The following is a 19021-nucleotide window of genomic DNA, read 5'->3' as shown; positions in this document are numbered from 1 at the left end:
GATGGCAAGGATAGGATTTTTAAGCCATGCTGATATGAGCATACACTTTTTTAGACGCCCTATAATGCAGGCTTTAAAAGATATGGGGCATGAGGTTTTTGCTATCGCTCCAAAAGGAAATTTCACTAATGAGCTTGCTAAAAGCTTTCACACCGTCACCTACGAGCTTGATAAGGCGAGCCTAAATCCGCTAACCGTGATAAATAACTCAAAAAAACTATCTCAAATTTTAGGCGAGCTAAATTTAGACCTGCTTCAAACTGGCGCTCACAAGTCAAATGTCTTTGGCACATTTGCTGCTAAAAATGCTGGCATAAAGCACGTGATAAATTTGGTTGAAGGCCTTGGTAGCTTTTATATCGATGATGATATTAAGACAAAGGCTGTGCGTTTTGTCATGGAGAGCCTTTATAAGCTATCTTTTGCAAAGGCTGATGCTTGCATCTTCGTAAATGACGCAGATCCAGACTATCTGATCTCTAGAAATTTGATAGATAAAAGCAAGGTGTACCGCATAAAAAGTGTCGGCGTGGATACTGCTAAATTTGACCCAGCTATCACGCAGGCAGCTGATCTTGGCGATAAAAAGGTGGTTCTCATGATCGCCAGAGCCATGTGGCATAAGGGTGTTCGTGAATTTTACGAGGCAGCAGAAATTTTAAATGGCTATAAAAACTGCGAATTTGTCTTTGTGGGCGAGGGCTTTGCTGGTAATAAATCAACCGCAGACGAGAGCTTTTTAAAAGGTGGCAAGGTGCGATATCTTGGTGCTAGAAACGACATACCACAGCTTTTAAAGGCTTCTTATCTGCTGGCACTTCCTAGCTATAAAGAGGGCTTTCCAAGAACGGTTTTAGAGGCGATGAGCATGGCTAAAGCAGTCATTGCAAGTGATGTGACAGGCTGTAATGAAGCTGTAAGAGAGGGCTACAACGGACTTTTATGCAAGGTAAAAGATGCAAGTGATCTCGCTAGTAAGATAAAAATTTTACTTGATGATGAGAAGCTTTGCACTAAACTTGGGCAAAATGGCAGAGACTGGGCAGTTAGTGAGTTTGACGAGAAACAAATCGCAAAAAGATATATAGAAATTTATAGGAAATTTATAGATGTATAGAAATTTTTTAAAGAGGGTGATTGATATTTTGGGAGCTTTGTTTTTGCTCATTTTAACATCGCCTATCATCATAGCAACGGCGATTTTTATCTATTTTAAGGTAAGCCGTGACATCATTTTTACGCAGGCAAGACCGGGGCTAAATGAGAAAATTTTTAAAATTTATAAATTTAAGACGATGAGTGACGAGCGTGACGCAAATGGCGAGCTCTTGCCAGATGAGCAGCGTCTTGGCAAATTTGGCAAGCTGATCCGCTCTCTTAGCCTCGATGAGCTGCCACAGCTTTTTAACGTGCTAAAGGGCGATATGAGTTTTATCGGACCAAGGCCGCTTTTGGTCGAGTACCTACCCATCTATAACGAAACGCAAAAGCACCGCCACGACGTGCGCCCTGGTATCACGGGCCTAGCGCAGGTAAATGGCAGAAATGCCATAAGCTGGGAGAAAAAATTTGAATACGACGTCTATTACGCTAAAAATTTAAGCTTTATGCTTGATGTAAAGATCGCTTTACAGACCATCGAAAAAGTGCTAAAACGAAGTGGTGTCAGCAAAGAGGGGCAGGCGACGACGGAGAAATTTAATGGCAAAAACTAAGAAAATTTACATCTACGGAGCGAGTGGGCATGGGCTTGTGATCGCTGACATCGCTAGAGATAATGGCTATGATGAGATAGCTTTTTTAGACGATGCTAGCGAGCGTAAATTTAGCCCAGAGCTTGAAAAAGCTGACATCATAATAGCCATAGGTGATAATAAAACAAGGCAAAAGATCAGCCAAAAGGTGGAGGCTGCTGGCTTTGAGATAGTAAATTTGATCCATAAAAGTGCGGTCGTGAGCAAAAGCGCCGTGATAGAAAAGGGCGTAGTGGTCATGCCAAATGCCGTGATAAACGCAAAAGCTTGCATAAAAGAGGGCGCTATCATAAACTCTGGCGCAGTGATAGAGCATGAGTGCGTGATAGGCAAATTTGCTCACATCAGCCCAAATGCAGCCCTTGCTGGAAATGTGAGCGTGGGCGAATTTACGCACGTTGGCATTGGCTCAAGTGTCATTCAAGGCATAAGCATCGGTAAAAACTGCATTATCGGCGCTGGAAGCGTGGTCATTAGAGATATAAAAGATGGCGTAAAGGCGTATGGCGTGCCTGCATGCGAGCGTGCTAAGATATAAATTTAAAAATAAGTGCTAAAATCGCCAAAAAATCACGAAAGGTATGAAGGTATGAAAATGGATAGGGTTTTTTTATCTCCACCAAATATGAGTGGAAAAGAGCAGGAATATATAAAAAAAGTTTTTGAAAGCAACTACATAGCGCCACTTGGTGAATATGTCAATAAATTTGAAGATAGCATAAAGGCTTACACTGGCGCCAAAGATGCACTTGCACTATGCGCTGGAACTGCGGCACTCCACCTAGCACTTCGCGTCCTTGGTGTAAAAGAGGGCGATCTTGTGCTAGCTTCTAGCTTTACTTTCATGGCTTCGGTCTCGCCGATACTTTATGAAAGGGCAACTCCAGTCTTTATAGATAGCGACGAGAGCTGGAATTTAAGCCCAGAACTACTTAAAAAAGCGATATCAAATTTACCTAAAAAGCCAAAAGCGCTAGTCGTCACTCATCTTTATGGACAAGCTTCAAAGATGAAAGAAATTTGCGAAATTTGCCAAAACGAGGGCATCGCTTTGGTCGAAGATGCAGCTGAAGCACTTGGTGGATTTTACGGTGGCAAGGCACTTGGCACATTTGGCGTGATGGGTGGATATAGCTTTAATGGCAACAAGATCATCACCACTTCAGGTGGCGGCATGCTAGTTGGAGATAGCGAATTTGTAGAAAAAGCTAGATTTTACAGCACGCAAGCAAGAGAGCCTTTGCTTCACTATGAGCATAAAGACTACGGCTACAACTATCGCTTAAGCAACGTCCTAGGCGCTATTGGCGTGGCTCAGATGGAGGTTTTAGAAAAGAGAGTCGAGCAAAAGAGAAAAGTCTTTGATATTTATGAAAAAGAGCTTGGCGACGTTTTAGAATTTATGCCAGAGCTAGCAAATTCTCGTGGTAACAGATGGCTCACAACTGGTGTTTTTGCTAAAAAAGATGCACATTTAAAGGTTATAAAAGCCTTAGCTGATGAGAACATCGAGAGCCGCCCACTTTGGAAGCCTATGCACTTGCAGCCTGTCTTTAAAGGTGCGTTAAGCTTTGTCGATGGATATAGCCAAGATCTATTTTCAAGAGGAATTTGCTTGCCAAGTGGCAGCGATATGAGCGAGCAGACACAAGAAAGAGTGATAAAAATAGTCAAGGATAATGCGTAAATGTTTCATGCAACGAAGTTAAAAAGGCTCGTATTTTTCCTTCTTGGCGATGTTTTTATATTTGTTTTTTCGATATATGCGGCTTATCTTTTAAGATTTAACGCCGACATCCCAGACATCTACGTGCAAGGGCTTTTTGTAACGGCTGGATTTTTGATCGTATTTAAGCTCTTTTTTATGTGGATGTTTAAAATTTACAAGGTGCCGTGGAGATTTTTTGGCTTAAATGAAGCACGTAAAATTTTCCTAGCTCACGTTTGCGCGGCGATCTTATTTACGATCGTGTTTTTCATCATACAAGATTTTTTAAATCCTTACCCAAGAAGCGTTATCTTTATCGATCTTCTCATCTCATGCCTACTTATCGGGCTTTTGAGAATTTCAAAGCGTATGGTGCTTGACTTTTCAAACAGACCTCACAAAGGCGAGCCTTGTATCGTTATAGGCGCGACCTCAAAGGCGCTTCACGTCTTACGTGGCTTAAAGCAGGGCTATCTTGACTACTACGCAGTTGGCGTGGTAGATGGTAGAAGCGATCTTGTTGGCACATATTGCGATGGATTTTTAGTTCAAGATAAAAAAGATATACCAAGCCTTATAAAAGACTACGACGCAAAGACTGCTATCATCGCACTAGCACTTGATCAAGACGAGCTTCAAGCTTTAGTTGATGAGCTAACTGGATATGGCATAAGAGATATGAAGCTCTTTTCGCTTATCGAAAATGAGCCGATCAAAGATATCTCGATCGAAGATTTGCTTGCTAGAAAGCCAAAAGACCTTAATCCAGAAGCCATTTCAAATTTCTTAAAAGACAAAAAAGTGCTTGTCACTGGAGCTGGCGGTAGTATAGGAAGCGAAATTTGTAAGCAGTGCTTGAAATATGGCGTAAGCGAGCTTATAATGGTTGAACACAGCGAGTTTAACCTTTATAAAATAGGTGAAGATACAAGAGATAAAAGAACTGTTAGCAAGCTTGTAAATATCACAAATTTAAAAGACTTTGAAGAGGTTTTTGAAGAATTTAGACCAGAGATCGTCATCCACGCTGCGGCCTACAAGCACGTGCCACTTTGCGAGCTAAATCCTCGCTCAGCAGTTGAAAACAACATCCTTGGCACAAAAAATGCAGTCGATCTTTCTAAAAAATACGGTGCTAAGAAATTTGTCATGATCTCATCAGACAAGGCTGTGCGCCCAACAAACATAATGGGCACAACTAAGCGTGTTTGTGAGCTTTACGCATTAAATTCAAACGAAGCAGGTGTGTGCGAGATAGTTTGTGTGCGCTTTGGTAACGTCCTTGGCTCAAGTGGCTCAGTCATACCTAAATTTAAGGCACAGATCGCTGCAAATAAGCCACTAAGCGTCACTCACCCAGAGATCACAAGATACTTTATGCTTACGTCTGAAGCGTGCCAGCTAGTCCTTCAAGCAGCCTCTATCGCAAAAGGTGGAGAGCTTTTCGTGCTTGATATGGGCGAGCCTGTTAAGATCGTCAATCTTGCTAAAAAGATGCTTCTGCTTTCAAATAAAGAGCATTTAGGTATCGAATTTGTAGGGCTTAGACCTGGCGAGAAGCTTTATGAAGAGCTACTTATCAACAAAGATGACGTTCAAACTAAGTATGAGTCGATCTTTGTGACACACTCGCAGCCTTATGATCTGACCCTTTTAAATTCACAGATAAATGGGCTTTTGCAGCTTGAAGATGACGAGGTGGCACCTGCTCTTAAGGTGATCGTGCCAGAGTTTAATCATGCATTAAATTTAAAAGGCTAATTTTGGTTATAAAAGATATTAAGAGATTTAGCGACACGAGATACAAGGCAAGGGCGTATATCTGCTATTTATTTAGTAGAAATTTGCCAAACAGACTGCCTGGAGTGTGCTTAGAAAACATAAAAGCTGGCTTTGATAAGATCAGCCACGAGATAGAAAATTTTGACGCACTATACATCTTAGATGAAAATGGCATACAAATCGAAGACTCGATCAGCCTAAATGAAAAGTATAAAATCCCAAAAGGTGAAAACCGCGCAAACAAGGCATACTACTACACCGCCGTGCGCGAGAAAAGGTGCGTTTTAAGCGATCCATATCCATCAAGTCTAAATGGAGGTTTGTGCGTCACAGCAAGCGTGCCTATCTATAATGAAAAAAATGAGCTTAAATTTATCGCTTGCATCGATATAAGCCTAGAAAATATCCTAAATATGGTCGATAGCGGCTTTGTCGAGGAGCATTTTGGTAGATTTTTAAAGACAGTCTATGCACTCTTTTGTGCATCGCTTTTTATGATCTGCGCATTTTTATTTTGGCACGGCGTAAAGAGCTTTATCTCAAAGAGTATCGAGCATATAAATGTCGAAGAAATTTTTGAATCAACCATCATTTTAACGCTGGCTCTTGCCATTTTTGACCTTGTTAAGACGATATTTGAAGAAGAGGTTTTAGGTAAAAATCACGAAGAAAATAGCGTTATTTATAAGACGATGGTGAGATTTATCGGCTCTATCATCATCGCACTTGCGATCGAGGCGCTCATGCTAGTCTTTAAATTTGCTATCACTGCACCTGAAAATATCATAAACGCTATCTATCTAATAGGCGGTGTGGCGATGCTAATGGCAGCACTTAGCTTTTATCTCTTTAGCGTAAAAAGACAAGAGAACAGATGATTGCTGTTATTGATTATGGCGCTGGAAACATCAAAAGCGTGATAAATGCTTTTAAATTTCTTGGACATGAGTGCGTTTTACTAAGCGAACCCAAGAGCTTAAAAGAGCACTCTCACATCGTTTTACCAGGTGTTGGGGCATTTGGTGAGGCGATGAAAAAGCTCAAATTTAATGGCATGGATGAAGCGATAAAAGAGGCTGTAAAAAATGGAAAAGCCTTTATAGGAATTTGCCTTGGTATGCAGCTTTTATTTGAAAAAAGCTTTGAATTTGGCGAGCATGAGGGGCTTTCTCTTTTGCCAGGAGAGGTTGTTAAATTTGATGAAGCTAAATTTGATAAGTCACTAAAGATCCCACATGTTGGCTGGAACACGCTTAGCTTTAAACAAAATAGCCCTTTAAGATTAGGATTAAAAGAGCTTGAGTATTTATACTTTGTGCATAGCTACCACGTGGTTTGTGATGATAAATTTGCACTTGCAAAGACAACTTATGGCTATGAATTTACAAGTGCGGTTCAACATGAAAATCTCTTTGGTTTTCAGCCTCATCCAGAAAAAAGTCACGAGGTTGGGCTTAAAATTTTAGAAAATTTTGCGAGGTTGTGATGGAAATTTTCCCAGCGATAGACCTAAAAGAAGGGCAGGCAGTTAGGCTTAGTAAAGGGCTCATGCAAAGCGCTAAAATTTATAGCAGTGAGCCAAGTGAGCTTGCTAAGAGGTTTGAAGATTACGGCGCAAAATGGCTGCATGTGGTCGATCTTGACGGAGCATTTGCAGGAGAAGCTATAAATTTTAAGACGATAGAAAAGATAGTAAAAGCTACAAATTTAAAGGTGCAAGTGGGTGGCGGCATAAGGGATGAAGAGCGTATAAAGCGTTATTTGGACCTTGGAGTTAGCAGAGTGATCCTTGGCTCAGTTGCGCTTCGTGATCCAGAATTTACAGCAAAAATGGCTGGAATTTACAGAGTCGTAGTTGGCATAGATGCCAAAGATGGCTATGTGGCAGTGCAAGGCTGGGGCGAGGTTTCAAACATAAAAGCAGTCGATCTTGCAAAAAAATTTGCAGATGTGGGTGTAGAAGCTGTGATTTGCACCGATATTAACAAAGATGGAATGCTTGGCGGAGTTAATGTTGATTTTAGCTTGCAAATAGCTAGAAGCAGCAAGCTTGAGACCATAGCAAGTGGTGGTGTGAGCGATATAAACGACATTTTGGCACTTAAAGAGACAAAAGAGATAGCTGGCGTGATCGTTGGTAAAGCTTACTATGAGGGACGACTTGATTTGAAAGATGCTTTCAAACAAGTTGGCTAGCGTTAAAGCTTTTATAAATTTTAATTAGCTAGAATAGGGCAATTTTTACTAAAAGGATATTATGTGAAGATTTTGGTTGTAGATGACAGCTCAACAATGAGAAGGATCATAAAAAATACTTTGCAAAGGTTAGGACATCAAGAAATTCTCGAGGCTGAGCACGGGCTTGAAGCTTGGAATATCTTGACACAAAACGAGGGTATTGAGGTTCTTATTACTGACTGGAACATGCCTGAGATGAACGGTCTTGAGCTTGTTAAAAAGGTAAGAGCTGAGCAAAAATATGTTGATATGCCTATCATAATGGTAACAACAGAGGGCGGAAAAGCCGAGGTTATAACAGCTTTAAAAGCAGGTGTTAATAACTACATCGTTAAACCTTTTACGCCACAAGTTTTAAAAGAGAAGCTTGAAGACGTTCTTGGTTAATGAAAGATAAATTTTACGAATTAAGCATCAAAACATCAAATTTTTATGATGAAATTTTAGAGTTAGTTTTTTCTTTTGGGGTCACCTGTGTAGAAGAGCTAGATCATGAGATCATCATCAGGGAAGAGTATGATCTAAAAGATATAGCTTGGGGTGTCGAAGAGTATGCAAAAGGGCTCTCTAGCGTTCGTAAAATTTCAAATGATTTAAAAATTTCTCTTAATTTAAAAGAAAATAAGGACTGGCTAGGCGAATATAAAAAGGCGGTTAAGCCTATTTTGGTTGATAAAATTTATATTAGACCTAGCTGGGAAGAGCCACTTAGCGGCGTAACAAATATCATAATCGACCCAGCTCTAGCCTTTGGCTCAGGGCACCATGAAAGCACAAATTCTTGCTTGCAACTTTTACAAAAATATGCAAAAAGTGGCGATACCGCTTTAGATGTGGGATGCGGAAGTGGGATATTAAGTATTGCATTAGCAAAGCTTGGCTGCAAGGTCGATGCCTGCGATACAGACGAGCAGGCCAAGCAAAGCTCGCTAAGTAATGCCCAGCTAAATGAGGTTAAATTTAATAAAATTTGGACAGGATCTATTGCAAATTTAGAGCAAAAATATGATATCGTCGTAGCAAATATCATTGCTGATGTCATTTTTATGCTCTCAAATGACTTGAAAAAATCGCTTAAAAAAGGCGGCTATTTAGTATTGTCAGGAATTTTGAATAAATACGAAGATAGGATTAAAGATACGTTTAAGGATTTGGAGCTAGTTGAGATAAAACAGGCTAATGATTGGGTTAGCTTTGTTTATAAGGAAATGGATGAATAATCAAAATAATAACCAAAATAATGGCGATAATAACGGGTTTTTTAACAAAAATCCCATCTTTATCTTTGCTATTTTTGCGATAGTTATAGTTCTAGCTTTTAGAAGCTTTAGTGGCGACGGACTAGGCGGTACTTTTGGGCTTGGTAGCAACGCTCAAAGCAAGATGATAGCTTATTCTGAATTTAAGGATATGCTAAAAAATAAGCAACTAAATGAGGTTGCGATATCTGAAACCACGATAAAAGGCGTTGGTAATGACAAAACCATCTATCTCGCAAAGCGAATAAATGATCCAACGCTCATTGGCATACTTGAGCAAAATGGCATAACTTACAGCGTTTATAGTGAAAATAACTGGTTTGGAGATCTTATATTTTCATGGATCATACCGGTGTTTATATTTTTTGCTATTTGGATGTTTATCGCTAGTCGTATGCAAAAGAATATCGGCGGTGGCATACTTGGCATAGGAAGTGCGAAAAAGCTTATAAATTCTGAAAAGCCAAAAGTTAAATTTGATGACGTCGCAGGCGTTGAAGAGGCAAAAGAAGAGGTTCAAGAGATAGTTGATTATCTAAAAAGCCCAGATAAATACCTAAGACTTGGAGCTAAAATTCCAAAAGGTATTTTACTAGTTGGCCCTCCAGGCACTGGTAAAACGCTTCTTGCAAGAGCAGTTGCGGGCGAGGCTAGTGTGCCATTTTTCTCTATGTCGGCATCAAGCTTCATTGAGATGTTTGTTGGCGTTGGTGCAAGTAGAGTTAGAGATCTTTTTGAAAATGCAAAAAAAGAGGCTCCAGCGATTGTTTTTATAGATGAGATCGATGCGATCGGTAAGAGCAGAAATTCTGGTCCAATGGGGGGAAATGATGAGAGAGAGCAGACGCTAAATCAGCTTCTTTCTGAGATGGACGGCTTTGATGCGGATAAGTCACCGGTCATCGTTATAGCAGCTACAAACAGACCTGAGGTTTTGGATGCTGCGCTTTTAAGACCAGGTAGATTTGATAGGCAAGTGCTTGTTGATAAGCCTGATTTTAAGGGACGTTGCGATATTTTAAAAGTTCATATGAAAGATGTAAAGATCGGCAAAGACGTTAATATCGAAGATATAGCAAGACTTACTACAGGTTTAGCAGGGGCTGATCTTGAAAATATCATAAATGAGGCAGCTCTTCTTGCAGGACGTAAGTCAAAGACTTTTGTTGAGCAGGCTGATCTAGTGGAGGCTGTCGAGAGATCGATAGCTGGTTTAGAGAAAAAATCACGCCGCGTAAATCCAAAAGAGAAGAAGATAGTCACTTACCATGAAAGCGGCCATGCCTTGGTAGCTGAGCTAACAAAAGGTGCAAAAAGAGTGACAAAAGTCTCAGTCGTGCCACGCGGTCTTGCAGCGCTTGGCTATACGCTAAATACACCTGAAGAGAATAAATTTATGATGCAAAAGCATGAGTTACTTGCAGAAGTGGATGTGCTTTTGGCTGGTAGGGCTGCTGAAGAGGTCTTTATAAAAGAGATATCAACTGGAGCTAGTAATGACCTAGAGCGTGCAACTGATATCATAAAAGCTATGGTTAGTATGTATGGTATGAGCGATGTTGCTGGTCTTATGGTGCTTGAGAAGCAACGCGCGACATTTTTAAATGGCGGGCAAAGCATAAAAGACTATAGCGACAAGATGGCCGAAAAAGTCGATGAGTTCGTAAAAGCACTTCTTCATGAGAGATATACGGCTGTGCTTGGTCTTCTTGAAATTTATAAAGGTGCCATTGAAAACATGGTCTCAGCGCTTTATGAAGAAGAGACTATCGAGGGAAAACGAGTTAGAGAGATCATCAAAAACTACGAAGAAGAAAATGGTCTTGAAAGCAGGCTTGTAGAGCTTGAAGAAGAGGAAAAAGGCAAAAAAGAGGAATAAAATGAGTGGTTACATCGCAAAGGCAGGATATAAATTTATATTACTCTTTTTGATTTTATTTGCTATATCTGCATTGTTTGGTATTGCGCCACTATTTTTTCTAGCGTTACTTCTTTTAACTCTATATTTTTTTAGAGACCCTGAAAGAGAGCCTTTTACTGACGATAAACTAGCCTTACTTTCGCCCATAGATGGTAAGATAAAAGAGATCAGCGTTTCAAATTTTGATGATAAAGAGGTAGCTAAGATAGTTATCTCAAAGCCATTTTTTGGTGTAGGCACTCTAAGAGCTATAAGCGATGCTAACGTCACTGAAGTTAAAAAAAGGCATGGGCTCTTTTTATGCCAAGCTATGAAAATTTCAGAGATGCTAAATGAAAGAGCGATAATTCGTTTTGAAAAAGGAAGTATTAAATTTGCTATGAAGATCATAGCTGGAGTTTTTAGTAGAAGTTTAGAAATTTATAACATTACCAGTCTAAAAGCCTCTAGAAAATTTGGCTTTTTAGGAAGCGGAGAAGTGATTTTATACTTGCCAAGAGATACTAAAATTTGCGTAAGCGTTGGCGAGAGCGTTAAAGCTGCTTCACTTCTTGGATACTTTGAAGAGGAAAAATAAAATGAATAGCATACAAAAAATGCAGTTAATGTATATCTTGCCAAATTTATTTACCGCAGCAAGCGCTTTTTTGGGCGTTATAAGCATTATTTCATCTATTCAGGGGAACTATTTTAAAGCCATTATTTACATCATTCTTTCACTGATTTTAGACGGACTTGATGGACGCGTGGCAAGACTTACAAAGACTACAAGTAAATTTGGCGTGGAGTTTGATAGCCTTGCGGATCTTGTAGCATTTGGTGTGGCTCCAGCGATTTTATTTTATCTAACAGTTGGTGCAAAATTTGGCAGATTTGGTGCGCTAATAGCAGCTATGTTTGTAGTCTTTGGAGCTATTAGACTAGCTCGTTTTAATGTCACTACCGGCACATACGAGCCAAATGTTTTCATCGGACTTCCTATACCATCAGCAGCCATCATCGGAGTGCTTTGGGTTGGTGTTTATCTAAAGCATGAATTTTTATATGGTTTTGAGTGGTGCTTGATATTGCTTGAAGCGGTTTTAGCTATCTTGATGGTTAGCAACATCCGCTACCCAAGCTTTAAAAAGATGAATTTAAAACAAACTCATGTTATGCGAATTTTAGTAGCACTTGTAGTTGTTTTTTCTATGCTTTATCTATATCCTTACGAGAGTGCGACCTTTTTTATGAGCGTTTATATGCTTTATGGTATTATTAGAGCGGCTATAATGTTTAGCAAAAATCACAAAAAAAAGGAGAGCGAATGAGCGAAAATGGCATAATAAAATCGCGTAAATTTTTACCAAAAATCGAAATCAAAAACTCTCTACTGCTGCTACTTAGGTAGCAAATTCTTCTTTACTTAACTCATTAAATTTAAATATAAAAAATCATAAAAGGACAAAAAATGGATAAAAATAAAATTATAATCTTTGATACGACTTTAAGAGATGGCGAGCAAAGCCCAGGAGCTTCTATGAACACAGCTGAAAAGCTTCAGATCGCACTTCAGCTTGAAAGGCTTGGTGTGGATGTGATGGAGGCTGGATTTGCAGCTGCAAGTCCAGGGGACTTTGACGCGGTAAATCAGATCGCAAAGCAAGCTTCAAACATCACTGTCTGCTCGCTTGCACGTGCGGTTGATCGTGATATCAAGGCGGCTGGCGAGGCACTAGCTCCAGCTAAAAACAAAAGAATTCACACCTTCATAGCAACAAGTCCGATCCACATGCAGTACAAGCTAAAAATGAGCCCAGATGAGGTGATCAGGCGTGCAGTTGAGGCGGTGCAATACTCAAAAACGTTTTGCGATGATGTGGAGTTTAGCTGCGAGGATGCATGCAGAAGCGAGATGAGCTTTTTAAAAGAAATTTGCGACGCAGCGATAAACGCAGGGGCAAAAACCATAAACATCCCTGATACGGTTGGTTACTTGTATCCAGAGGAGATCACAGCTCGCATCAGCGAAATAGTAAAATTTATAGGCGATAGAGCGGTAGTTTCGGTGCATAACCACAACGATCTAGGCATGGCTACGGCAAATTCGCTAGCTGCTATAAAAGCTGGTGCAAGGCAGGTTGAAGGCACGATAAATGGCATCGGCGAGCGCGCTGGAAACGCTGCACTTGAAGAGATCGTGATGGCTATAAAAACTCGCCAGGACGTCTTTGCGCCGCTTTACACAGGCATCATCTCAAAAGAAATTTATCCGACTTCAAGACTGATCGCTAGCATCACAGGCATCGAGCCACAGCCAAACAAAGCAATCGTTGGTAAAAACGCCTTCGCGCACGAGAGTGGCATCCACCAAGACGGCGTGCTAAAGCACAAAGAGACTTATGAGATCATCAGTGCAGAGAGCATCGGCTTAGAGAAAAACTCGCTCGTTCTTGGCAAGCACAGCGGCCGCCATGCGTTTAAAGATAAGCTTGCTAGCCTTGGATTTGACCTTGACAGCGATGCGCTTAATAAGGCATTTGAGAAATTTAAAGAGTTGGCAGATAAGAAAAAAGAGATATTTGACGACGATATCAGGGCACTTGTGGCAGAGGAGATCACCAAGATCCCGCAAGCTTACGAGATCACGGACTTGCTTCAAAGTAGCGGTGGCAGCTTAGCAAGCGCCTCTATGAGCATCAGGCACAACGACGAGATCGTTAGCGACTCAGCCCTTGGCAATGGCACAGCAGATGCGATATTTAAGGTAGTTGATCGCATCAGCGGCATTAATGGCACGCTCAAAGATTACAAGGTTACAGCTGTTTCTCAGGGCAAAGATGCTCTTGCAAAGGTTGATGTAAAAGTCGAGTTTGAGGGCAAGACAGCCGTAATGGGTCACGGACTTGATATTGATACGATGATGGCAAGCGCTAAGGCCTATGTCGGCGCACTAAATAGCTACCTTCGCATCCATAAAAACTAAAATTTTAGCTGGCTGCTAAATTTGCAGCTGGCTAATTTAAATTTAGCTACTCTTTAAATTTACTGCGTTTTTTAAATTTTTAAAATTCCTTTCACTCGCAAGGATTGACTACTGATTTTAGGTCTCGCAAAGCTTGCCACTAAAATCAGAGTCGAAATTACTCGTTCATAAAATTTTAAAATTTGTTAGAAATTTCTTAGAAGCAAACCGCATGCTGTGCGAAGCACTAAGGCATACCATCTCTAACGTGCGAAGGGGGTTTACTAGGGCTTTGCCTCGTAACTGCAAGCAGACTGTAATTCAAGCCTATTCCCCCTTAACAAAGAATCAAACATTTAAATTTGATTAGATTGCTTTACAAATTTTAAAATTCCATTCACTAGCAAGAATTGACTACTAAAATTACTCGTTCATGAAATTTTAAAATTTGCTAGATGCTCATCTTGGATTGTTAAATTTGTGTATTGTAGAGCTGGCTGTTAAATTTATCCAAAATGTTAGCTCTAATTTGAAATTTTGCTCGGAGTGTAAATTTTTGACTTATTGCTCAACTATCTTTTTAACAGCTAGTGAGGCTAAATTTAGCCCAAAGCAGGCAGTCACGCCCATGAAGCTGCCAAGTGGCTTGCAAAGTGGCTCTTCTGTTGAAAAGACCACGTCAAATTTACCACTAAAGCCTGATTTTTTGAGCTCATATCTATATTTTCTAGCTAGTGGATCGACCGAAGTTTTCCAAACGCAGGCCACCTTTATCTTGGTTGGATCAACCCTTTTTGCCCCACCCATCGAGGCTATAAATTTGCTAGGATCTACCGCATTTGCAAGGGCGATCTTAGCAGCGATATCGTCGATCGCGTCGATCACCACGTCAAATTTACTAAAGTCAAATCCAGAGACAAACTCAGGCGTGATCAGCGTCTGCATAGGCGTGATGCAAGGATAAATTTTGGCAAACTCCTCCACCTTTACGCCGCCTACGTTTTCACTGTAAATTTGGCGGTTTTGATTTGTCACGTCAAAGATGTCTTTATCGATCAGCGCGATGCTTCCGACCCCGCTTCTAGCAAGCGCATCTACGCACATTCCGCCCACACCACCAGCTCCGCAAACTAGCACTTTTGCGCTTTGAAGCTTGCTAAAACCATCCTCACCAAAAAGCCATCTTATCCTTGTAAATCTATCATTTTGCATCAAATTTCCCGTTTAAGCTCTCCAAGCTCTCGTATGAAGTCATATTTAGTTTTATGGGCGTTATCGTGGCAAAGCCCTCATTTACCTTGCTGATGTCGCTTGGCTCGCCTTTTTCGTATTCAAGTGCGGCGTTTCCAAGCCAGTAGTACTCGATGCCTCTTGGGTTGCGATTAAGCGTGGCATGCGTGGCGTAGGTGCGTCTGCCAGCTGGCACGACGGCATAACCTTTGAAATTTTTGCTAGCTCTAGCTGGGATATTTACATTTAGAAATTCTCTTTGATTTAGCGAAATTTCATCATTTAGCACCTTCGGTACGATAAATTTAACGATCTTTTTTGCTAGCTCAAAGCCAAGTTCATTTAGTGAGTTGTTTTCATAAAACTGCGAAAAAGCGATGCTTCTAATGCCCTGTAAAACGCCCTCCATCGCCGCTCCACACGTGCCAGAATAAGTGATATCTTCGCCTAAATTTGCCCCGTGATTTATGCCGCTTATCACTAGATCTGGTTTTTTATTATAAAGTGCGTGAAGTGCGAGATAGACGCAGTCGCTGGGCGTTGCGTCGTCAAGTTTAAAAAAGCCATCATCAAGTTTTATAAACCTAAGAGGCCTTGTGAGCGTCAAAGAGTGAGCGCAGGCTGATTTTTCAGAGCTTGGAGCTACGATCGTGACATTTACGCCATCTAGCTCGTTTAAAGCTTCTTTTAAGGCAAGTAGTCCAGCCGCCTCAAATCCATCGTCATTTGTTATCAAAATTTCTTTCAAATTTTATCCTTTAAAGGGTTGGATTTTATCACAGCTTTCTTAAAATTTTAAAGAATTTTTGCGTATAATGCCCCCAAAAAAAGACCTGATGAAAGTGTGTAAATGAAAATTTTAGTCTCCGCTCTTGAGCCATCGGCAAATTTGCATTTAAAAGAAATTTTGAAAAATTTCGAGGGCAAATTTGAGCTAATGGGAATTTTTAGCGAAGAGCTTGGCACGCCATATATGAAAAGCAGCGAGTTTTCTGCGATGGGCTTTGTCGAGGTTTTGCCGCTCATTTTTAAGGCAAAAAAAGCGATGAAAGTGATGAGTCAGATGGCAAAAGAGGCTGATGCAGTGCTGCTAATAGACAGTCCAGCCTTTAATCTCCCACTTGCAAAGGCGATAAAAGAGGCCGGTGCAAAAGCAGCCGTGACATACTACATCTTGCCCCAGGTTTGGGCGTGGAAGCCAAAAAGAGTGAGCGTTGTGGAGAGATACTGTGACAACCTAGCTTCGATCCTGCCATTTGACTCTAAATTTTATAGTCGCTCGACCTACGTGGGCCATCCTTTGATGGATGAGATAAAGCTTAAGAAAACTAGCCTAAGTAGCAGTGGCAAAGTGGCGTTTTTGCCGGGATCAAGAAGGTCAGAGATTTCAAGGCTTATGCCAGTTTATAGAGAGCTTGCTAAAAAGATAGAAGCAAAAAGGCTGCTTGTAGTGCCGCCATTTTTGCTTGATAAAGTGGATGAAATTTATGGTGATGTGAGCGATTTTGAGGTCGTTTCAAACACGCCTGAAGCCTTGTATGAGAGTGACTTTGCCTTTGTTTGCTCTGGCACTGCTACGCTTGAGGCAGCGCTCATTGGCACGCCATTTGTGCTAACATATAAGGCAAAAGCGATAGATGTTTTCATCGCTAGAAAATTTGTAAAGATCAAGCACGCGGGACTTGCAAATATAATGTTTGATTTTATGGGTAAAGAGCCGCTTCATGAGGAATTTATTCAAGAGTTTGCAACGGCTGAAAATTTGCTAAGAGCCTACAAGAGCTGCGATAGGCAGAAATTCTTAAAAGGCTGCGATGAACTAAGGGCCTACCTAGGTCATGGCAGCAGTAAAAATGTAGTAAAAATTTTAAAAAATATGGAGTAAAAAATGAGTGAACCAATGACAATGCATGGATACGAGAAGATAGAAGCTGAGCTAAAAGATCTGAGGCTAGTTCAGCGCCCACAAATCGTAACTGAGATCGACATCGCAAGAAGCCATGGCGATCTAAAAGAAAACGCTGAGTATCACGCTGCAAAAGAGAAGCAAGCCTTTATAGACGCTAGGATCGCTGAGCTTAGCGCACTTTTAGCAAACGCTGAAGTGATCGATCCAAGTAGCTACGAGCATGATAGGGTGAGATTTGGCTCTAGTGTGACGATAATGGACGAAGAGACCGAGGTAGAGCATACTTACACGATAGTTGGTGTGAGCGAAAGTGACCTAGACAAGGGCTATATCTCAATAAACTCACCTCTTGCAAAGCAGCTTTTAGGCAAGGCTGAGGGCGATGAGGTAGCGCTAAATTTACCAAAAGGCAGAAGCGACGTCGAGATCGTTAAGATCTGCTACAAACCTATAAAATTTGACTAAAAAGATGAGGCGAAGGGCTAAAAACTGCTTTTTGGCTCTGCTAATTTTTAATTAAGGCAAAATTTGAGCGAATATCTATATGCCCCCGTTATAAAAGAAGGCGCGATCTTTTTGGCTGATGCGCATGAAAATGTAAATAGAGATGGATTTTTGAAATTCTTGCACGCCGTTGATAGCAAAGAGATTAAGGAGCCACCGCAGATTTTCTTGCTTGGCGATATATTTGATTTTTTAACGGGCGAGGGCGAATATACGCAAAAATTTTACGCTGAGCACTTAAGACTTATAAATAAAATTTCACAAAAGGTGGAAATTTTTTATTTCGAGGGCAACCACGATTTTAGGCTTTCAAATTTATTTAATAAAACTAGAGATTTTTGGGACAAAGGCGAGAGGCTAAGCTTTGAGGGGGTAAAGGTCTATGACATTTGCGCTCAGCCAGTGAAATTTAGAACTATAAGTGGCGAGCACGTCCAGATCGCACATGGCGATATATTTTTACTTTTTATAGATAAGTATGCGCTTAGGTTTTTAAGGCTTAGATGGTTTTTGAAATTTATGAACGCGCTTGATAAAATTTCGGATTTTAAAATTTCAAAAGCGATACTAGCCAAACTTACTAAGAAAAATCTGCACTATAAAATTTCAAACTTCAAGGAGCTAATGAGCAAGCATTTGCAGGGCTTTGACGCAAGTATAGTGATAGAGGGACACTATCATCAAGGTGAACTATTTGATATTTACGATAGATTTTATATAAATTTACCTTGTTTTGCATGCGAGCAAAGTTATTTTGTTGTAGAATACGCCCAGCAAAAGTTGAATTTGCTCAAAATGAGTTTGAAAGGACATTGATGTTTGGAGACAACGTACTAAAAACGGGCTCAAACGAGATGGAACTTGTTGATTTTCGTATCTTTAAAAAGGCCGAAAACAAAGTATATGAAGGAATATACGGAGTCAATGTCGCAAAGGTGCGGGAGATCATTAAGATGCCAAATCTTACCGAGCTTCCTGGCGTTCCTGAGTATATCGAGGGAATTTTTGATTTAAGAGGTGTGGTTATCCCTGTTATAAATTTGGCAAGATGGATGAATATCGTCGAACCAACTGAGGGTGTAGTTATAAAGCCACGTGTTATTATCGCTGAATTTAGCGGTATATTGATCGGTTTTATCGTCCATGAGGCCAAGAGGATTAGGCGAATAAGCTGGAAAGACATAGAGCCTGCAAATTTTGCTTCAGGGTCTGGCACTCTAGATAAGGGCAAGATCACAGGTGTAACAAGAATAGAAGATGATGAAGTGCTTCTTATTCTTGATCTTGAAAGCATCGTTGAAGAGCTAGGAATTTACTCACCAAAGATCGAATTTGACGTAACAGACGATCAAAAGATCAAAGGTGCTGCTTTGGTTCTAGATGATAGCTCGACTGCTAGAAAGCTAGTAAAAGATGCACTTGAGAAGATGGGCCTTAGCGTAGTTGAAGCCAAAAACGGCGTTGAGGGTTTAGAGAGAATGGAGGAGCTTTATCAAAGATATGGGGATAACCTAACAAGAGAGCTTAGAGTTATCTTAAGTGATATCGAAATGCCACAAATGGATGGATACCGCTTTGCTTCAACTATTAAAAATGATGATAGGTTCAAAGAGGTTCCAATTGTATTTAACTCTTCATTAAGTAATGAATTTAGTGAGATTAAGAGTAAAGAAGCTGGTGGCGCTGCGTATCTTACAAAATTTGATGCTAGTGTATTTTATCAAGAGGTGCTAAAAGTAATTGAAGCACATTCTCAATCTGCAAAATGAGGT

General features: G+C 40.5%; 20 protein-coding genes. 18 read left to right on the top strand and 2 right to left on the bottom strand.

Annotated elements, in window-relative coordinates:
* The first annotated feature begins 1 nt into the window (after nucleotide 1).
* The 14 genes from pglA (at nucleotide 2) to CVS89_RS07540 (ending at nucleotide 13627) form a co-directional block, all read left to right on the top strand.
* Nucleotides 2–1117 (top strand): N,N'-diacetylbacillosaminyl-diphospho-undecaprenol alpha-1,3-N-acetylgalactosaminyltransferase, encoded by a 1116-nt coding sequence (gene pglA / locus CVS89_RS07605; protein WP_107847554.1) that lies wholly within the window; start codon nucleotides 2–4, stop codon nucleotides 1115–1117.
* Complete coding sequence (gene pglC / locus CVS89_RS07600; protein ID WP_103571635.1) at nucleotides 1110–1715, top strand: undecaprenyl phosphate N,N'-diacetylbacillosamine 1-phosphate transferase; 606 nt, start codon at nucleotides 1110–1112, stop codon at nucleotides 1713–1715. The genes pglA and pglC overlap by 8 nt, the downstream gene beginning before the upstream one ends.
* Nucleotides 1702–2292, top strand: coding sequence for a UDP-N-acetylbacillosamine N-acetyltransferase (gene pglD / locus CVS89_RS07595; RefSeq protein ID WP_107847556.1), 591 nt, complete (start codon nucleotides 1702–1704; stop codon nucleotides 2290–2292). The genes pglC and pglD overlap by 14 nt, the downstream gene beginning before the upstream one ends.
* A 57-nt stretch (nucleotides 2293–2349) precedes the next feature.
* Nucleotides 2350–3441 carry a UDP-N-acetylbacillosamine transaminase gene (gene pglE / locus CVS89_RS07590; RefSeq protein ID WP_107847558.1) on the top strand — a complete coding sequence of 364 codons (1092 nt, stop codon included), beginning with the start codon at nucleotides 2350–2352 and terminating at the stop codon, nucleotides 3439–3441.
* A complete protein-coding gene (gene pglF / locus CVS89_RS07585; protein WP_103634960.1) occupies nucleotides 3442–5223 on the top strand; it encodes a UDP-N-acetylglucosamine 4,6-dehydratase (configuration-retaining) in 1782 nt (593 codons plus the stop codon).
* Between the two features lie 2 nt (nucleotides 5224–5225).
* Nucleotides 5226–6122 (top strand): PDC sensor domain-containing protein, encoded by an 897-nt coding sequence (locus tag CVS89_RS07580; protein WP_009294679.1) that lies wholly within the window; start codon nucleotides 5226–5228, stop codon nucleotides 6120–6122.
* Nucleotides 6119–6730 (top strand): imidazole glycerol phosphate synthase subunit HisH, encoded by a 612-nt coding sequence (gene hisH / locus CVS89_RS07575; RefSeq protein ID WP_107847560.1) that lies wholly within the window; start codon nucleotides 6119–6121, stop codon nucleotides 6728–6730. The genes CVS89_RS07580 and hisH overlap by 4 nt, the downstream gene beginning before the upstream one ends.
* Entirely contained in the window at nucleotides 6730–7440 is a 711-nt protein-coding gene (hisA, locus tag CVS89_RS07570; RefSeq protein ID WP_107847563.1) for a 1-(5-phosphoribosyl)-5-[(5-phosphoribosylamino)methylideneamino]imidazole-4-carboxamide isomerase, read from the top strand. Before hisH ends, hisA begins: the two co-directional genes overlap by 1 nt.
* A 63-nt stretch (nucleotides 7441–7503) precedes the next feature.
* On the top strand, nucleotides 7504–7869 hold the full coding sequence (locus CVS89_RS07565; protein WP_002939933.1) for a chemotaxis response regulator CheY: 366 nt from the start codon (nucleotides 7504–7506) through the stop codon (nucleotides 7867–7869).
* A complete protein-coding gene (locus CVS89_RS07560) occupies nucleotides 7869–8702 on the top strand; it encodes a 50S ribosomal protein L11 methyltransferase (protein WP_107847564.1) in 834 nt (277 codons plus the stop codon). Before CVS89_RS07565 ends, CVS89_RS07560 begins: the two co-directional genes overlap by 1 nt.
* Entirely contained in the window at nucleotides 8695–10620 is a 1926-nt protein-coding gene (gene ftsH, locus CVS89_RS07555; protein ID WP_021087314.1) for an ATP-dependent zinc metalloprotease FtsH, read from the top strand. Before CVS89_RS07560 ends, ftsH begins: the two co-directional genes overlap by 8 nt.
* Before the next feature lies 1 nt (nucleotide 10621).
* Nucleotides 10622–11239, top strand: a complete 618-nt coding sequence (locus CVS89_RS07550; RefSeq protein ID WP_107847566.1) for a phosphatidylserine decarboxylase — start codon at nucleotides 10622–10624, stop codon at nucleotides 11237–11239.
* A 1-nt stretch (nucleotide 11240) separates the two neighbouring features.
* Nucleotides 11241–11972: a CDP-diacylglycerol--serine O-phosphatidyltransferase gene (pssA, locus tag CVS89_RS07545; RefSeq protein WP_009294672.1), complete on the top strand. Its 732-nt coding sequence runs from the start codon at nucleotides 11241–11243 to the stop codon at nucleotides 11970–11972.
* Between the two features lie 140 nt (nucleotides 11973–12112).
* Entirely contained in the window at nucleotides 12113–13627 is a 1515-nt protein-coding gene (locus CVS89_RS07540; protein ID WP_107847568.1) for a 2-isopropylmalate synthase, read from the top strand.
* A 540-nt stretch (nucleotides 13628–14167) separates the two neighbouring features.
* Here the strand turns inward: CVS89_RS07540 and CVS89_RS07535 are convergent.
* Nucleotides 14168–14818, bottom strand: a complete 651-nt coding sequence (locus CVS89_RS07535; RefSeq protein WP_107847570.1) for a tRNA threonylcarbamoyladenosine dehydratase — start codon at nucleotides 14816–14818, stop codon at nucleotides 14168–14170.
* Nucleotides 14808–15584 (bottom strand): 5'/3'-nucleotidase SurE, encoded by a 777-nt coding sequence (gene surE / locus CVS89_RS07530; RefSeq protein ID WP_107847572.1) that lies wholly within the window; start codon nucleotides 15582–15584, stop codon nucleotides 14808–14810. The genes CVS89_RS07535 and surE overlap by 11 nt, the downstream gene beginning before the upstream one ends.
* 102 nt (nucleotides 15585–15686) lie before the next feature.
* Between surE and lpxB the strand changes: the two genes are divergently transcribed.
* From lpxB to CVS89_RS07510, 4 genes are all read left to right on the top strand, one after another.
* Nucleotides 15687–16721 carry a lipid-A-disaccharide synthase gene (lpxB, locus tag CVS89_RS07525; RefSeq protein ID WP_107847574.1) on the top strand — a complete coding sequence of 345 codons (1035 nt, stop codon included), beginning with the start codon at nucleotides 15687–15689 and terminating at the stop codon, nucleotides 16719–16721.
* A gap of 3 nt (nucleotides 16722–16724) precedes the next feature.
* Nucleotides 16725–17210: a transcription elongation factor GreA gene (gene greA / locus CVS89_RS07520; RefSeq protein ID WP_012001423.1), complete on the top strand. Its 486-nt coding sequence runs from the start codon at nucleotides 16725–16727 to the stop codon at nucleotides 17208–17210.
* A 63-nt stretch (nucleotides 17211–17273) separates the two neighbouring features.
* Nucleotides 17274–18065 (top strand): UDP-2,3-diacylglucosamine diphosphatase, encoded by a 792-nt coding sequence (locus CVS89_RS07515; protein WP_107847576.1) that lies wholly within the window; start codon nucleotides 17274–17276, stop codon nucleotides 18063–18065.
* Entirely contained in the window at nucleotides 18065–19018 is a 954-nt protein-coding gene (locus CVS89_RS07510; protein WP_107847578.1) for a chemotaxis protein, read from the top strand. The genes CVS89_RS07515 and CVS89_RS07510 overlap by 1 nt, the downstream gene beginning before the upstream one ends.
* The last annotated feature ends 3 nt before the right edge of the window (nucleotides 19019–19021 follow it).

It is taken from the genome of Campylobacter concisus (genome assembly GCF_003048615.2).
Classification (GTDB): domain Bacteria; phylum Campylobacterota; class Campylobacteria; order Campylobacterales; family Campylobacteraceae; genus Campylobacter_A; species Campylobacter_A concisus_C.
This window is presented reverse-complemented; position numbering and strand designations above follow the sequence as displayed.